The organism is Streptomyces sp. NPDC032091, assembly GCF_055580265.1.
Map to the genome: position 1 here is coordinate 102,110 of NZ_JBVILR010000006.1, position 13,651 is coordinate 115,760.

At 74.6% G+C, this 13,651-nt stretch carries 16 protein-coding genes and 1 tRNA gene; 9 read left to right on the forward strand and 8 right to left on the reverse strand.

The genetic code is table 11. The annotated features are described in order from the left end of the window. Window positions 1-2: 2 nt before the first annotated feature. A complete protein-coding gene (locus ACZ5NJ_RS12395) occupies window positions 3-398 on the forward strand; it encodes a VOC family protein (RefSeq protein ID WP_468764753.1) in 396 nt (131 codons plus the stop codon). On the opposite strand, the gene ACZ5NJ_RS12400 is transcribed toward ACZ5NJ_RS12395, so the two are convergent. Further along, entirely contained in the window at window positions 378-887 is a 510-nt protein-coding gene (locus ACZ5NJ_RS12400) for a DUF309 domain-containing protein (protein ID WP_468764755.1), read from the reverse strand. The genes ACZ5NJ_RS12395 and ACZ5NJ_RS12400 overlap by 21 nt on opposite strands. An 83-nt stretch (window positions 888-970) precedes the next feature. Between ACZ5NJ_RS12400 and ACZ5NJ_RS12405 the strand changes: the two genes are divergently transcribed. Both ACZ5NJ_RS12405 and ACZ5NJ_RS12410 read left to right on the forward strand, forming a co-directional pair. Beyond that, window positions 971-1,047, forward strand: a tRNA-Pro gene (locus ACZ5NJ_RS12405). Between the two features lie 71 nt (window positions 1,048-1,118). Further along, complete coding sequence (locus ACZ5NJ_RS12410) at window positions 1,119-1,520, forward strand: cytochrome P450 (RefSeq protein ID WP_468764757.1); 402 nt, start codon at window positions 1,119-1,121, stop codon at window positions 1,518-1,520. A gap of 93 nt (window positions 1,521-1,613) precedes the next feature. Here ACZ5NJ_RS12410 and ACZ5NJ_RS12415 read toward each other — a convergent pair whose 3' ends face one another. After that, window positions 1,614-2,249 (reverse strand): TetR/AcrR family transcriptional regulator, encoded by a 636-nt coding sequence (locus tag ACZ5NJ_RS12415; protein WP_468764759.1) that lies wholly within the window; start codon window positions 2,247-2,249, stop codon window positions 1,614-1,616. A 135-nt stretch (window positions 2,250-2,384) separates the two neighbouring features. On the opposite strand from ACZ5NJ_RS12415, the gene ACZ5NJ_RS12420 reads away from it, so the two are divergent. From ACZ5NJ_RS12420 to mhpA, 3 genes are read left to right on the forward strand one after another with little or no spacing between them, the layout of a single operon-like run. Further along, window positions 2,385-3,539, forward strand: a complete 1,155-nt coding sequence (locus ACZ5NJ_RS12420; protein WP_468764761.1) for a VOC family protein — start codon at window positions 2,385-2,387, stop codon at window positions 3,537-3,539. A 28-nt stretch (window positions 3,540-3,567) separates the two neighbouring features. Continuing rightward, complete coding sequence (locus ACZ5NJ_RS12425) at window positions 3,568-4,506, forward strand: fumarylacetoacetate hydrolase family protein (protein ID WP_468764763.1); 939 nt, start codon at window positions 3,568-3,570, stop codon at window positions 4,504-4,506. Window positions 4,507-4,525: 19 nt separating this feature from the next. Next, the gene (gene mhpA / locus ACZ5NJ_RS12430; protein WP_468764765.1) at window positions 4,526-6,145 is read left to right on the forward strand and encodes a bifunctional 3-(3-hydroxy-phenyl)propionate/3-hydroxycinnamic acid hydroxylase MhpA; all 1,620 of its coding nucleotides are present in this window, start codon (window positions 4,526-4,528) and stop codon (window positions 6,143-6,145) included. 68 nt (window positions 6,146-6,213) lie between these two features. On the opposite strand, the gene ACZ5NJ_RS12435 is transcribed toward mhpA, so the two are convergent. Further along, window positions 6,214-6,429, reverse strand: a complete 216-nt coding sequence (locus tag ACZ5NJ_RS12435; RefSeq protein WP_468764767.1) for a DUF6243 family protein — start codon at window positions 6,427-6,429, stop codon at window positions 6,214-6,216. Between the two features lie 234 nt (window positions 6,430-6,663). Further along, window positions 6,664-7,317: a DUF1326 domain-containing protein gene (locus ACZ5NJ_RS12440; RefSeq protein WP_468764769.1), complete on the reverse strand. Its 654-nt coding sequence runs from the start codon at window positions 7,315-7,317 to the stop codon at window positions 6,664-6,666. 255 nt (window positions 7,318-7,572) lie between these two features. Between ACZ5NJ_RS12440 and ACZ5NJ_RS12445 the strand changes: the two genes are divergently transcribed. Next, window positions 7,573-8,385 (forward strand): DUF2182 domain-containing protein, encoded by an 813-nt coding sequence (locus tag ACZ5NJ_RS12445; protein ID WP_468764771.1) that lies wholly within the window; start codon window positions 7,573-7,575, stop codon window positions 8,383-8,385. Window positions 8,386-8,391: 6 nt separating this feature from the next. Here the strand turns inward: ACZ5NJ_RS12445 and ACZ5NJ_RS12450 are convergent, their stop codons facing one another. Next, the gene (locus ACZ5NJ_RS12450; protein ID WP_468764773.1) at window positions 8,392-9,840 is read right to left on the reverse strand and encodes a glycosyltransferase 87 family protein; all 1,449 of its coding nucleotides are present in this window, start codon (window positions 9,838-9,840) and stop codon (window positions 8,392-8,394) included. A gap of 114 nt (window positions 9,841-9,954) precedes the next feature. On the opposite strand from ACZ5NJ_RS12450, the gene ACZ5NJ_RS12455 reads away from it, so the two are divergent. Then, complete coding sequence (locus ACZ5NJ_RS12455; RefSeq protein ID WP_468764775.1) at window positions 9,955-11,097, forward strand: molybdopterin-dependent oxidoreductase; 1,143 nt, start codon at window positions 9,955-9,957, stop codon at window positions 11,095-11,097. After that, on the forward strand, window positions 11,094-11,555 hold the full coding sequence (locus tag ACZ5NJ_RS12460) for a hypothetical protein (RefSeq protein ID WP_468764777.1): 462 nt from the start codon (window positions 11,094-11,096) through the stop codon (window positions 11,553-11,555). Before ACZ5NJ_RS12455 ends, ACZ5NJ_RS12460 begins: the two co-directional genes overlap by 4 nt. A gap of 90 nt (window positions 11,556-11,645) precedes the next feature. Here the strand turns inward: ACZ5NJ_RS12460 and ACZ5NJ_RS12465 are convergent, their stop codons facing one another. The 3 genes from ACZ5NJ_RS12465 to ACZ5NJ_RS12475 are packed head-to-tail and all read right to left on the reverse strand — an operon-like array spanning window position 11,646 to window position 13,635. Then, the gene (locus ACZ5NJ_RS12465) at window positions 11,646-12,305 is read right to left on the reverse strand and encodes a class I SAM-dependent methyltransferase (RefSeq protein ID WP_468764779.1); all 660 of its coding nucleotides are present in this window, start codon (window positions 12,303-12,305) and stop codon (window positions 11,646-11,648) included. Next, a complete protein-coding gene (locus tag ACZ5NJ_RS12470; protein ID WP_468764781.1) occupies window positions 12,302-12,922 on the reverse strand; it encodes a TIGR04282 family arsenosugar biosynthesis glycosyltransferase in 621 nt (206 codons plus the stop codon). Before ACZ5NJ_RS12470 ends, ACZ5NJ_RS12465 begins: the two co-directional genes overlap by 4 nt. Further along, window positions 12,919-13,635, reverse strand: coding sequence for a glycosyltransferase family 2 protein (locus tag ACZ5NJ_RS12475; RefSeq protein ID WP_468764783.1), 717 nt, complete (start codon window positions 13,633-13,635; stop codon window positions 12,919-12,921). The genes ACZ5NJ_RS12470 and ACZ5NJ_RS12475 overlap by 4 nt, the downstream gene beginning before the upstream one ends. Between the last annotated feature and the right edge of the window lie 16 nt (window positions 13,636-13,651).

Below are 13,651 nucleotides of genomic sequence, written 5' to 3' on the forward strand. Positions count from 1 at the left end.
GCATGCCCTCCCACATCGCCCTCACCGCCCTCGTCGTCCGCGACTACGACGAGGCCGTCGACTTCTACACCCGCGCCCTCGGCTTCGAACTCGCCGAGGACACCCCCCGTCCCGACGGCTCGCGCTGGGTCGTCGTCCGCCCGCCCGGCGCGAAGGAATCCGCCCTGCTCCTGGCCCGGGCCAAGGACGACGCGCAGCGCTCGCGCATCGGCGACCAGACCGGCGGCCGGGTCGGCTTCTTCCTCTACACCGCCGACTTCGCCGCCGACCACGCCCGCATGACCGCGGAGGGCGTCCGCTTCCTGGAGGAGCCGCGCCACGAGCCGTACGGCTCCGTCGCCGTCTTCGAGGACCTCTACGGAAACCGCTGGGACCTGCTACAGCCCGCCCCCGCGTAGCCGCGGCGCCTCCCGCGCCGCGTCCACCACCGCCCCGGCCTCCACCCGGTGGGCCAGCTCCCCGGCCCACCGGACCAGCCCGGGCAGGTCCATCCCGTACGCCCGCTCCACCCCGCCGAGCGAAGCCGCCCCGCGCCGCAGCAACCGCGCCCCGCCGACGGCGTTCCCCCGCGCGGCGTGCGTCAGCCCGACCGCGAGCTGCGCCAGCCCGCGCCACAGCGGGGCGTCCTCCTCCGGCCCGGACTTCCAGGCGTCCTCGAACACCTCGTGCGCGTGGAACGGCATCCCGGCGTCCAGCAGCCGCTGCGCCTCCGCGACCGACTCCCCGGGCGACCGCACGACCCCCTCGGGCTGCCGCGCCACCCCCTCGGCCCCGTAGGCCAGCGGCCGCCCCAACCCGTCCCGGGGCCGCCCGCTCCGCGCCCGCCCCGCACCATCCCGATCCCGCTCCCGACCGTCCACCCGCCCATCCTCCACCGCCCCGCTCACCCGTGCACACGCACCCCTCGACGTGGGGTAATGTTCTGCATGTGCCCGGCGCACGAGGGGGAAACCCCAGGTCGCAGGGGCAACGGGACGTGGCGCAGCTTGGTAGCGCACTTGACTGGGGGTCAAGGGGTCGCAGGTTCAAATCCTGTCGTCCCGACCATGCTTCACGCAGGTCGGAGGCCGTTCTCTCAACCATGAGAGGGCGGCCTTTGGTGCGTCCGGGGTGGCGCAGTGCGTGGACTCCACCACCTGCTCACCGGCGCCTGGTACGACCGCGGCCGCGACCAGCCGGAGCTTGCCGAGGCCGCCGCCTGGGAAACCCTCCGCCACGACCCGCCCCTGGTCGGCTGGCTGCGCGTCACCAACCGCCCGGCCACCGCCGCCGGTACCGAACTCCCCACCGTGGCCCGCCTGCTCCTCCTGCTCGGTTCGGCGGCCCGCGACGAGCACCACCCCGTGCACGACCCCGACACCTTCGATCCCGCCCGCACCGACACACCCCCGCTGCTCGTCTTCGGCGCCGGCATCCACTACTGTCCGGGCGCCTCAGCCCACCCGAACACCCCGGCGGGAAGCGCGGTCGCGGCGGCACCGGGGGTCGTCCCCTACGGACGTCCGTACGGTCCAGGGTGAGCCGACCCCGCCCCTGAAGGCGCGGCTCGGCAAGGCCCTGGAGGGCTGTCCCGGGCTCGTCGTTTACCGCGTAGGGGGGCGTGGGGGAGTCGGTCAGGCGAGGTCGGGGAGGGGGCGTCGGGCGACCTCGTGGGCGTCGTCGGGGGGGACGCCCAGCATGCGCAGGACCATCTCGGCGAGGTTCACCGCGGCGTCGTCGCCGTCCACGTCGGGGCGGGCGAATCGCAGCTCCACCAGGGACAGCAGGGTTCCGCCCACTGCGGACAGGGCCACTATCGGGTCGACGGCGGTGAAGCGGCCGGAGGCCATGCCGACCTCGACGTCCCGGAGGGCCCGTCGGGTCAGGCCGTTCTCCGAGTGGATGTGGCCCAGGCCGCGGCGGCGCAGCACCTGCATCAGCTCCGGGTGCGACTCGGCCATGCGGGCGCTCAGCCGGAAGCCTGCCGCGACGAGCTCCGCGGGGTCGTCGATGCCGGCGAGGCGCTCGTCGAAGGTCCGGCCGAACTCCTCCAGCGCGTCCTGCACCGCGGCCTCGAACAGCTCCGTCTTCGAATCGAAGTGGTTGTAGAAGGAGCCGAAGCCCACGTCGGCGCGCTCGGCGATCACCTGGATGCTGACGCTGGTCTCCCCGGTCTCGGCGAGTATCCGGCGGGCCGCGCGGACGAGGGCTCCGCGGGTTTCGGCGCGACGCCGCTCGAAGCGGTTGCTGGGCGGGGCTGACGTAGGCATGCCCTGATTCTAACCGTCGGGGCGATGACCATCGCAGTCCTGATGAATTCATCATTTCCTGCGGCGAGCCCCTTGACGATGAAGTCATCACACTTGATGATTTCCTCATCAAGGCAATGTCGCTTGGAGGACACCATGTCCGAAACCCGCGTCGACGCGGTCGGCGTCCCGGACGTCAGGACGGCCCATCAGGACCTCCACAGCGCGCAGGGCGCCCTGCGCGGCGAACATCCCGGGCGGTCCCGCAACCCCGTGATCAAGGTGGCCGACCTGGCCTGGCTGGAGTTCGAGAAGCCCGACCTGGACCGGGCCGAGGTCTTCGCCCGGGACTTCGGCTTCGGTATCGCCGCCCGGAGCGAGAGCGAGCTGTGGCTGCGGGGCACCTTCGCCGGCTCGCCGTGCATGGTGATCCGGCGCGGCCGGACCTCCCGTTTCATCGGCCCGGCGTTCCGCGCAGCCGAGCGGTCCGACCTGGACCGGCTGGCCCGCGCCACGGGCACGTCCGTACGGGACGCGGACGTGCCGGGCGGCGGCAAGGCGGTCGACCTGCTCGACCCCTCCGGCTTCCCCGTCCGGGTCGTGCACTGCGCGGAGGAACTGCCGGCGCTGCCCGAGCAGCAGCCGCTCCTGCTCAACTTCGGCACCGATCACCGTCGCACGAACGTCACCCAGCGCCCGCCGCGTGAACCCTCCCGCATCCAGCGCCTGGGCCATGTGGTCCTGGAGACAAGGGTGTTCGGGCGCGCCCTGGACTGGTACCTGGACACCCTCGGGATGATCGTGTCCGACTTCCTGTTCCTGGACGGCCGGCGCGGCCGTGGCCCGACGATGGCGTTCATCCGCTGTGACCAGGGCAGCCGGGCCGTCGACCACCACACGCTGGCCATGCACCTGGGCCCGGGCAACGGCTACGTCCACTCCGCCTACCAGGTGACCGACCTCGACTCCATCGCCGCGGGCGGCGAGTACCTGGCCGAGCGCGGCTACCAGCGCAGCTGGGGCATCGGCCGGCACGTCCAGGGCAGCCAGCTCTTCGACTACTGGCGCGACCCCGACCGCTTCATGCTGGAGCACTTCGCCGACGGCGACCTGTTCTCCTGCGACCTGGAGCCCGGCTGGGCACCCATGTCGACCACCGGCCTCGCCCAGTGGGGACCCCCTGCCACCCGTGACTTCCTCGGCGCGAGCCCCTCCCCGCAGCGGGTCCGTGACGTCATCGAAGCCCTGCGGGGCGACAACGAGATGGACCCCGCACGCCTGCTGTGCCTGCTCAAAGCCGCCAAGTCCTGAACCCCGACCCCTTCACGAAGGTACTGACATGAGCACCAACGTCCTGCGCACCGCCGACGGCTGGTGGGTCCTCCGCGGCGACCGCGCCGTCCCCGTCGCCACCTCGGCCGCCACCACCGCCGAGCTCATCGCCGACCGGGCGGCCGTGCGCGAGGCCGCCCTCTCCGGTGAGGCGGGCACGCCCGTCGCCGAGCTGGTCGCCCTCTCGCCGGTCACCACCCCCTGCCGGGTGGTCGCCCAGATGGTCAACTACCGCAGCCACGCCCGCGACTCGGGCTTCACCGGCGACATCCCGCCCGCCTTCTTCCGCAAGGCGTCCGGGTCGGTGAGCGGCCCGGGCGAGGCGATCGTCCGGCCGTCGCACGTGAAGTTCCTCGATTACGAGATCGAACTCGGGCTCGTCATGGGCGCACCCCTGCCCATCGGCACCGTCGTCGAGGAGCGCGACCTGCCGTCGTACGTCGCCGGGCTGGTGATCACGAACGACGTCAGCGCCCGTGAGGTGCAGCTGACCAAGACGCAGTTCTACGAGAGCAAGTCCTACCCGACCTTCACACCGACCGGACCCCACCTGGCGCTGCTGGAGCCCGAGGACTTCGCCCACCTCCTCGATCTGCGGCTGAAGCTGTCGGTCAACGGCGAGCCGCGCCAGGACCGCACCCTCGCCGATATGATCGTCCGCCCGGCCCAGGCGCTGACCCTGCTGGCCCGCTTCCAGACCCTCGACCCCGGCGACCTGCTGCTCACCGGGACCCCCGGCGGCACGGCCCTCAAGGCTCCGCCCAAGGCGGTCGAGAAGATCGGCGCGCTGCTGCCGCCCGCCGTGAAGTGGAAGGCGTTCTTCAAGAGCCAGGCCCGCAACCCGCACTACCTGCACACGGGTGATGTGATCACGGCGACGATCTCGACCGCGGACCGGCGGATCGACCTCGGCGAACAGCGCACGCCCGTCACGGCCGCGAAGTAAGACCCGGAACGAGCCACACATGACTGCCGACCAGACCGGGCCCGGGCACACCGCACCCGGGCCCGCACAGACAGCCCCCGTGCCCGTCGTGATCATCGGCGCCGGGCCGGTGGGTGTGACCGCCGCTCTCCTCCTCGCCCGGCGCGGTATCCGCACCCTCATCCTGGAACGCCACCAGGACGTCTACCCGCTCCCGCGCGCCGTCGCCACCGACGACGAGGTGCGCCGCATCCTCCAGGCCGCAGGCGTGGGCGAGGAGTTCGCCGCCATCGCCCGCCCCGCGAACGGACTTCGGCTGCTGGACGCCCGGCACCGGGTCATGGCCGAGTTCCGGCGCTCCGGGCACGGCCACCACGGCTACCCGCAGACCAGCATGTTCGACCAGCCCGAGCTGGAACGACTGCTGCGCGACGCCCTCGCCCAGCGCCCGGAGTGCGAGCTGAGGGGCGGCGTCGAGGTCACCGGCGTCGGCCCGGACACCACCGGCCCCGTGAGGGTGTCCTACCGCGACGACGACGGTGAGCATCAGCTGTGGGCCGAGGCGGTCCTCGGCTGCGACGGCGCGGGCAGCCTCACCCGCGACGCCATCGGCGCCGCATGGGAGGACCTGCGCTTCGAGGAACGCTGGACCGTCGTGGACGTCCGCACGAAGGCCGACGTCCGCTGCTGGGAAGGCGTCGACCAGGTTTGCGACCCGCGCCGCCCCGCGACGTTCATGCGCGTCGGTGAGGACCGCTACCGCTGGGAGTTCCGGCTGCAGGACGGGCGGCGACCGGTTCGCGAACTGATCGCCCCGTGGCTGTCGCCCTCGTACGACGGGGACTTCGAGGTCGTACGGGAGACGCAGTACACCTTCCGGGCGCGGGTGGCCGACCGGTGGCGCAGCGGACGGGTCTTCCTCCTCGGCGACGTCGCCCACCTCACCCCGCCGTTCATCGGGCAGGGACTGTGCTCGGGCCTGCGTGATGCCCACAACCTCACCTGGAAGCTGGCCCGCGTCCTCCAGCAGGGCGGCGACGAACGGCTGCTGGACACCTACGAGAGCGAGCGCAAGCCGCACGCACGGCACGCGATCCGGCTCGCGGTCGCCATGGGCTGGGCCATGACCGGCGGCCAGGACGGCGCCGCCGCACTGCGCCGCGGGATCCTGGCCGCCGCCTGCCGCATGCCCGGCCTCACCGCGGCGGCGGGCCGCGACCTCAGCCCAGCCCTGACCGCCGGGCCCCTCGTCCGGCGCCGTATGCGCAGGAGCCTGGTGGGCACCCACTGCCCCCAACCATGGGTGGAGGGGCCCGACGGCCGGCGCTCCCGCCTCGACGAACGGCTCGGCAACAGCTTCACCGTGCTGACCGCCGCCGATCCCGGGCCCTCGCTGCGGGCCCTGGCCCACGGGCTCGGCGTCCCGGCGATCCCCGTGACCGACCTCCGTGACGACGGCACCCTCACCGCCTGGCTGCGCGCCGGCCGGGCGGACGCCGTCCTGCTGCGCCCCGACCGTGTCGTCATGGACGTCGTCCCGGCCGGGAGGCACGCCTTCACGGACAGCGCCGCCTGGGCGTCCCTCCTGCACACCACGCGCAGCCCCCACCCGTCCCCACGGACCGTGGAGAACAGCCTGCCGAGGAGCGCCCCACGATGACCATGCCGTTCCCGGACCCCTTCATGACCCTGCCCTTGGGAGCGGCGAAGATCGACGGCGGTGGTGCGTCAGTTCTGTGCGGTGTCGTCGCTCGCCTGGCCGGCGGCCTCGGCTGCGGCCGCCTTCTCGCGCATCTTGCGCACCAGCTCCGCCTTCCTGTCGGCGGCGTCCTGGCGGTCGAGGTTGCGGTGCGGGCCGTTGTTCTGCCGTTCGGCGCGGGACTGCCTCTTGCGCTGGCCGCCGCCCTGGCCGACGGGGTTGTTGATGTTCTTGCTGTCGGTCACGGGTTCTCCCGGTGGTGATGTGAAGTGATCTGCGGATTCATCGGTGGGTGACGGGCGCGGCGACGTGGAGGACGTCAGCGGGGGCCCGTCACGCTCTCACTCGTACATCGGTGTCGGGAGGAACATGACAAAGACGTTACCCGGTTTCGCGGGCCCCCCGCGCCACGCCTTCCGCCGGACCGGCGGTGCTCGCGACGTGCCCCCCGCCCCGTACACGCGCGCCGCTGACCGGGGTCAGGTGGGGCCGGACCAGTCGAAGGTGATGGTCTTGCTGGACCGGCCGGTGCGGTCCCAGCTGAAACCGAAGGCGTCGGCCCGGTCGGTGGTGGCGCGGCCCCAGGTCGCCACCTGGCCGGGGCCGGTCTCGCAGCCGGGGAGGTTGGTCGACTGCACGCGGGCGCCGTCCGGGGTGGTCGGGCCGGTCAGCGCCTCGGCGCGGGCCTCAAGTACCCCGGGGACGCTGGCCCGCCAGCCGCCCCGGTCCTCGTCGATCTCCACCTCGATGGGCGCGAAGTCCATGCCGCGGACCTCGAAGGCGCCCATGGTCACCAGCTGCTCGGGCCAGCTGCCCGCCTGCCCGCTGAAGATCATCTGGAGGGCTTGGCGCTGCCCTTCGTCGGCCCGCTCGTCGAAGACGAACGCCGCGTACGCGTCCGAGTGCTCCCCCCAGAGGTTGCCGGTGAAGGAGCCGAGCATCACCATGTTCAGGCCGTCCAGCCGGACGTCACCGTAGGTGCCCTCGCGTATGTGCCAGACCAGGATGCCGTCGCAGTCGCCGGTGGTCGGCGGCTGGGCGAACGAGCACGGGCACGGGATGCCGCACTTGCACACGTCGAACCAGTCGCCCGCCAGACGCCAGGCCGGCACGGCCGCTGCCGCCTGTGTCATCGCTCTCACTCCTCACACAGCCGTGTCCGCGCGTCGCGGGAGGGAGCCGAGGGACGGAGGAGGGCGGAGAGGTGCGGAGGGGGCTGACCCGGACCGGATCCACGGCCGCCCGTCCGGCCGCGCCCGGCGGCCGCGAACGGGTCGATTCCTTTCCTCACCTCCATCGTGCGCCCGGGCCGTCGGGGCGGCCAGCGGTGGGTGGGTTGCCGTCGGCGCGATCCGTGCTGTGCTGGAAGGGTCCGAGGGGAGTCCGTCATGCGTACGGTTCAGCGGCCGGACACGAACGACCGTCCCTTGCGGACGGGAGCGCTGCTGCCCGTCCGGGACCTCGCCGCGGCCTGGGCGCTGATCGTCCTGATCGCGGCCCTGGCCTGGGTGCTCACCGTCGGCCAGGCCCGGGGCATGGGCGTCGGGCCCGGCACGATGGGGATGGCGCTGCCGCTGTTCCTGCTGCTGTGGCTAGCCATGATGGCGGCGATGATGCTGCCCTCTGTCGCCCCCGTCGCCGTCACCTGGGCCCGGGGGATCGCCCGCCAATCGGGCGGCGCCGTCCGGGCCCTGCGCACCACCGGGTTCCTCGCCGGCTACCTGATCGCGTGGACCGGATTCGGCCTCCTCGCGTACGGCGGGCTGGCGCTCACCGGCGCTCTCGTCGACCGGGACCCGGACGTCGGGAAGTGGATCGGGGCGGCCGCCTTCGCGCTGGCGGGGCTCTACCAGTGGGGCCCGCTCAAGGACGTCTGCCTGCGGCACTGCCGCAGCCCGATGGCCCAGCTGATGCGGTACGCCGCCTACCGGCCGAGGCTGCGCGACCTCAGGGTCGGGCTGCACCACGGCGCCTACTGCGTCGGCTGCTGCTGGGCGCTGATGGTCGTGCTGGTCCCGCTGGGCGTCATGAACCTCGCGGCGATGGCGGGGGTGGCGGCGCTGATCTTCCTGGAGAAGCTCTGGTACCGCGGCCCGTGGCTGGCCCGACTGGCCGGCGCCGTGTTCCTGGTCCTGGCGGTCCTGGCCCCCTCCCAGTCCTGGCTCCTGCCGGGCCTGCGGAACCCGATGCCGCCGATGTGAGACGGCCTAGGACAGGAGGGACTTGCGTGCGCCCGGGCCCGTGGTGCGGGTGCGGTCGCGGCGGGCGCGGCGGCGGGTCCAGGTCGTGGTGAGGACCAGGGCGGTCGCGGATCCGTAGGCCAGGTTGCTCAGGGCCGGCTGGTAGTGGAGCGGTGGGCCGAGGAGGTAGACCGCCGCGCTCGCCAGGGCGACGCCCAGCCATTCCCGTCGGCCGTCGAGGGCGACGAGGGCGACCGGCAGCAGGGCGTACCAGGAGTAGCCGGGCGTCAGGAGCAGGAAAGCCCAGCCGGTGACCGTCAGGGCGCCGCTCCACGGGCGCCGCGGGTCCCCCCGCCGCATCACGTGCAGGGAGACGGCGGCGAGGACGACGGTCAGGACGGGGAAGGCCCAGGAGTCGGGCAGGAGCAGGCGCAGCAGCGAGTAGCGGGAGCCCGTCGAGGCGTCCCCGTAGCCCTCCTCCTGGACGTAGCCGCCGAGGTAGCCGAAGACCGAGTCGTGCGAGAGCAGGACGTACGGGAGGTACGAGAGGACGGCGAACGCGGCGGCGGGCAGCAGGACGGCCGCCGCGTCGCGCAGGCGCCGCACGCCCGACAGGGCGCCGGGGAGGACGACGGCCGGCATCAGCTTCGTCGCGATGGCGGCCCCGATCAGTACGCCGCCCGCCGCCCGCCGGGTGCGTGCGCGCGAGGCGACGAGGCCGAGTCCGGCGACCGTGAGGAGGACGCCCAGGACGTCGACGTGGGCGTTGTTGACGGCCTCCAGGGGAACGGCGGGGCACCAGGCCCAGGAGGCGGCCTTGCGGAGGTCGTCGCCGCGCCGCCGCAGGATCGTCAGGAGCGCACCGGTGACGCCGAGCGAGATCAGGGCGGCGCCCGTCTGGAGCGGCTTGTGCCGGGCGCCGCCGGGGGAGAGGCGGTCGACGGCCAGGAAGTACGCCTCGGCGACGGGCGGGTAGAGGGTGTGGACGGCGGGCCGGTTGATGCGGGTGCAGCGGCGGGTGCCGTCGGCCGACGGGATGCGCGCCAGGTCGGGACCCGCGCAGGCGGAGCCCGTGGGGAAGAGCCAGGGGTCGCGCAGCGGGGCGGTCGCCGGGTCCTGCGGGGCGTGGTCGTAGGGGGAGACGCCGGCGGACTGGACGCGGCCGTCCCAGGCGTAGCGGTAGGAGTCGGTGCTCGTCCGCGGCGCGGACACCAGCCCGGACACCGTGACGGCCACGGCGCCCGCCACGACCACCGCGGCGACGAGGCGGGACGGGACCCGGCGCAGCGCCAGGAGGGCCACGGCGAACAGCGCCCAGCAGGCCGCGTACCACCCGAACAGGCCGACGGAGCCGCCGGAGCCGCCGGAGCCGTGCCCGTGCCGGAGCGTGAGGACGAGGACCGCGGTGAGGGCGGCGAGGGCCACGGCGGTGGCGGCGAGCGCGGTACGAGGGGTGCGGGCCGTAAGGGGGTTCACCTGCGGAAGCCTTCCAGGAACCGGCCGTCCGGGGACGGCCGGCGCCGCCGCCGTCCGCGTTTCGTAAGGTGTTCCGCACCCCCGGGCCGGCCCCGCCGGGGGTGTGATGGGGGCATGCGCATCACCCTTCCCCACGTGCCGCCCGTCACCTTCAAGGCGCGCCTGCACGACGCCCGTACCGCGACCGCGATCGGCCGGTGGCTCGGCCTCGCCCTGGCCGTCTGCTTCGCGACCGGGGTACTGAGCCACTACCTCCAGCACCCCCCGGGATGGCTGGCCGACCGCCTGCCGAGCCGCCCGTACTGGGGATACCGGGTCACCCAGGGCCTGCACGTCACGGCCGGTACCGCCGCGATCCCGCTGCTGCTGGCGAAGCTCTGGGCGGTCTACCCGCGGCTGTTCGCCCGGCCGTTCGTACGGTCGGTGGCGCACGCGCTGGAGCGGACCTCCGTGGCCGTGCTCGTCGCCGCCGGGCTGTTCGAGCTGTCCACGGGGCTGCTGAACACGTTCCAGTGGTACCCGTGGCCCTTCTCCTTCGTTCCCGTGCACTACGCGGTCGCCTGGCTGCTCATCGGCGCCCTGCTCCTGCACGTCGCCGTGCAATGGCCCGCGATCCGCGGCCATTTCACGCTCCGTTCCCCCGGGACCCTGGCGCTGCCCGAGGCCAACGGGCCCGACCGGCGCCGGTTCCTCCTCGGCGTCTCCGCCGCCGTCGGAGCGGTGACCCTGACCACGGCCGGACAGTCCGTGACCGCCCTCGGGCCGCTCGACCTGTTCGGCGCGCGCAGCCCGGCCCACGGGGTCCAAGGGCTGCCCGTGAACCGCACGGCCGCCGCCGCCCGCGTCACCCGGGCCTCGACGGCCGACTGGAGGCTGACCGTACGGGGGCCCCGGCCGTTCACGCTGACCCTGGACGAGCTGCGGGCCATGCCCCAGCACCGGGTGACGCTGCCCATCGCCTGCGTCGAGGGCTGGAGCGTGTCCGCCGACTGGACCGGGGTACGGGTGCGCGACCTCCTCGAACGGGCCGGCGGCGGCCCCGGGGCGCGGGCCCGCGTGGTCTCCCTCGAAGCGGCGGGCGCCTACCGGGTGACGGAGCTGGGCCTGCGGTACGCGCAGGACCCGCTCACCCTGCTCGCGCTGCGCCTGAACGGCGAGGAGCTGTCCCTGGACCACGGGTACCCGGCGCGGATCATCGCCCCGAACCGGCCCGGCGTTTTGCAGACCAAGTGGGTCGGCCGGCTGGAGGTCCTGTGAGGGGCACGCGGTACGTGACGGGCGGGTTCGGGCTGGTGCTCGCCGGCTGGGGCGGATGGCTGCTGCTGCGGCAGCCCGAACCCTGGCGGATCGCCGTCTGGCTCGCGGGAGCGGTCGTGGTGCACGACGCCTTCGTCGCGCCGCTGGTGATCGCGACCGGCGCGCTCGCGGCGTGGGCAGGCCTGCGGCCGCGCGGGTTCCCGCGGGCGGTCCTGGTCGTGGCGGGCTCCCTGACCGTGATCGCCCTGCCCCCGCTGCTGCGTCCCGGCGGGGTGGCCAACCCCACGGTCCTGCCGCTCGACTATCCCCGCAACTGGCTGCTCGCCATGGCCGCCCTCGCCCTCCTCGCCCTCGGCCCAGCGGCCACCCGGGCCGCGTGGCGCCGCGCGGGCCGGGCACGGCGCGCGGGCCGGGTACGCCGCGTGGGCCACGTACGCCGGGCCCGCCGGAAGGGCTGACCGGCGCGCCGGGCGGAGGACGGACGCCGCGGGGGCGGGAGCCGTACGGTACGGCTCCCGCCCCCGCCGTCCGCCGGGCGGGAGCCGCCCTCAGCGGGTGAGGTGGACGAAGTGCCGGCCCGCCGCCTGCCAGGTGCCGTACGGGGTCCAGCCCGCGTCCCGCGCCCCCGCGCACAGGGCCCGGGTGCCGAGCCGGGCCCAGCGGAAGGAGGCGCCTCGGCCGCCGTTGCCGTCCTCGACGCGGACGTCGACGCGCTCGTCGACATCGGCGGCCGCCGCCTCCACCAGCAGGGAGCCGCCGGGAGCGGTCAGTTCGCGGGCCCGGCGGAGCAGGGCGGCCGGATCGCCCCCGATGCCGATGTTCCCGTCGATGAGCAGCACCGTGTCCCAGCCGCCCGTGCCGGGCAGCGGGTCGAAGACCGACCGGCACAGGGCGCTTCCGCCGGCCCGCACGGTCCGCGCCACCGCCTCGGGGGTGACGTCCACGCCGAGTGCGGTGCGGCCGAGCCGGGCCAGGGCCGCCACCAGCCGGCCCGGTCCGCAGCCGATGTCCAGGACCCTGCCGGTGCACCGGGCCAGGACGGTGTCGTCGGCCGCGTCGGGCTCCGCGCACCACCGCTCGACGTCCAGCGGCAGCAGCCAGCCGTCGTGACGGCGCAGGTACAGCGGGCCCCGGCCCACGCGCAGCGCGTCGGCGTACGGGTCGGCCCGCCAGGCGCGGGCGGCGGGTTCGGTGAGCTGGGCGGTCATCGCGCCACCGCGCACAACTCGGCGTGCAGGGCGGCGAAACGGGTCCGCGGCGCGGCCGCGGCCACCCGGGCCGCGTCGGCGGGGGTGTCCACGTCGCACAGCCCGGGCAGGTCCCGTACGGTCAGCCCCGCGCCGGTGAGCCGGCGGCGCTGCACGGCGCCGGTGTGCGGTACGGACATGGGCACGCCGAGCAGCAGCGCCGGGTCGGGGCGGCCCAGGCCGAGCGCCCAGAACCCCCCGTCGTCGGCGGGCCCGAACCAGGCGTCCGTCCCGGTGAAGTCGAGGCCGGAGGCGAGGAGGTCCGCGGTGACCTGCGGGGTGTCCATGCCGAGGAGCAGCGCGGGCCCGTCGGCCACCGCGAAGGCGGCGGCCAGCCGGGCGTCCAGACCGCCCGCCGCCTGCGGGACGACCTCGATCCCGTCCGGGAGCCACGGCCCCGGCTGCCCGTCGAGGACCAGGACGCGGCGCCGGGCCGGTGCGGCCACGACGGCGTCCAGGGTGTCCCGGAGCGCGGCGAGGGCCAGGGCGGCCGCCTGCTCCGGGGTGAACGCCGGCGTGAGACGGGTCTTCACGCGGCCCGCGACGGGTTCCTTGGCGATGACGAGGAGCGTGCTCATGCGGACATCCCCTCGGCCGGTGCCCGTCGGGCGCGGGGCGGCTCGGCCAGGACCCGGCGCATGTCGCGCACGGCGTGCCAGGTGCCCCGCCAGGTCCCGGTGACCTTGGACTTCCCGGAGCGCGGCAGGTAGGGGACGTCCGTCTCGGCCACCCGCCAGCCCGCGTCGGCGGCCCGGACGACCATCTGGAGCGGATAGCCGCTGCGCCGGTCGGTCAGCTCCAGGCCGAGCAGCGCCTCCCGGCGCGCGACCCGCATCGGCCCGAGGTCGTGCAGCCGCAGCCCGGTACGCCGGCGCAGCATCCGGGCCAGCGCGAGATTGCCCGCGCGGGCGTGGACCGGCCAGACCCCGCGCCGGCTCGGCCGGCGCCGGCCGAGCAGCAGGTCGGCCTCGCCGGCCGCGACGCGCCCCGCCATCGGGGCGAGCAGACCGGGGTCCATGGAGGCGTCGCAGTCGCAGAAGCAGACCAGTTCGGCGCGGGCGGCGAGCAGACCGGCGTGGCAGGCGGCCCCGAAGCCGCGCCGGGCCTCGTGCACGACGGTGGCGCCCAGGGCGCGCGCGATGTCGGCCGAGCCGTCGGCGGAACCGTTGTCGACGACGATGGCCCGCCAGCCCGCCGGCACCCGGGCCAGCACCCAGGGCAGGGCCTGCGCCTCGTCGAGGCAGGGCAGTACGAGGTCCGCGCGGAGCGGACCGGAAGCAGAAGGAGTCACCCTCCACACCGTAGGA

Bases quoted from the DNA above. Each gene is read 5' to 3' on its own strand.
- ACZ5NJ_RS12455 (WP_468764775.1), top strand. From the start codon at position 9,955: ATGCGCATCACCCTTCCCCACGTGCCGCCCGTCACCTTCAAGGCGCGC.
- ACZ5NJ_RS12420 (WP_468764761.1), top strand. From the start codon at position 2,385: ATGTCCGAAACCCGCGTCGACGCGGTCGGCGTCCCGGACGTCAGGACG.
- ACZ5NJ_RS12470 (WP_468764781.1), bottom strand. From the start codon at position 12,922: ATGAGCACGCTCCTCGTCATCGCCAAGGAACCCGTCGCGGGCCGCGTG.
- ACZ5NJ_RS12440 (WP_468764769.1), bottom strand. From the start codon at position 7,317: ATGACACAGGCGGCAGCGGCCGTGCCGGCCTGGCGTCTGGCGGGCGAC.
- ACZ5NJ_RS12415 (WP_468764759.1), bottom strand. From the start codon at position 2,249: ATGCCTACGTCAGCCCCGCCCAGCAACCGCTTCGAGCGGCGTCGCGCC.
- ACZ5NJ_RS12465 (WP_468764779.1), bottom strand. From the start codon at position 12,305: ATGACCGCCCAGCTCACCGAACCCGCCGCCCGCGCCTGGCGGGCCGAC.
- ACZ5NJ_RS12425 (WP_468764763.1), top strand. From the start codon at position 3,568: ATGAGCACCAACGTCCTGCGCACCGCCGACGGCTGGTGGGTCCTCCGC.
- mhpA (WP_468764765.1), top strand. From the start codon at position 4,526: ATGACTGCCGACCAGACCGGGCCCGGGCACACCGCACCCGGGCCCGCA.
- ACZ5NJ_RS12445 (WP_468764771.1), top strand. From the start codon at position 7,573: ATGCGTACGGTTCAGCGGCCGGACACGAACGACCGTCCCTTGCGGACG.
- ACZ5NJ_RS12395 (WP_468764753.1), top strand. From the start codon at position 3: ATGCCCTCCCACATCGCCCTCACCGCCCTCGTCGTCCGCGACTACGAC.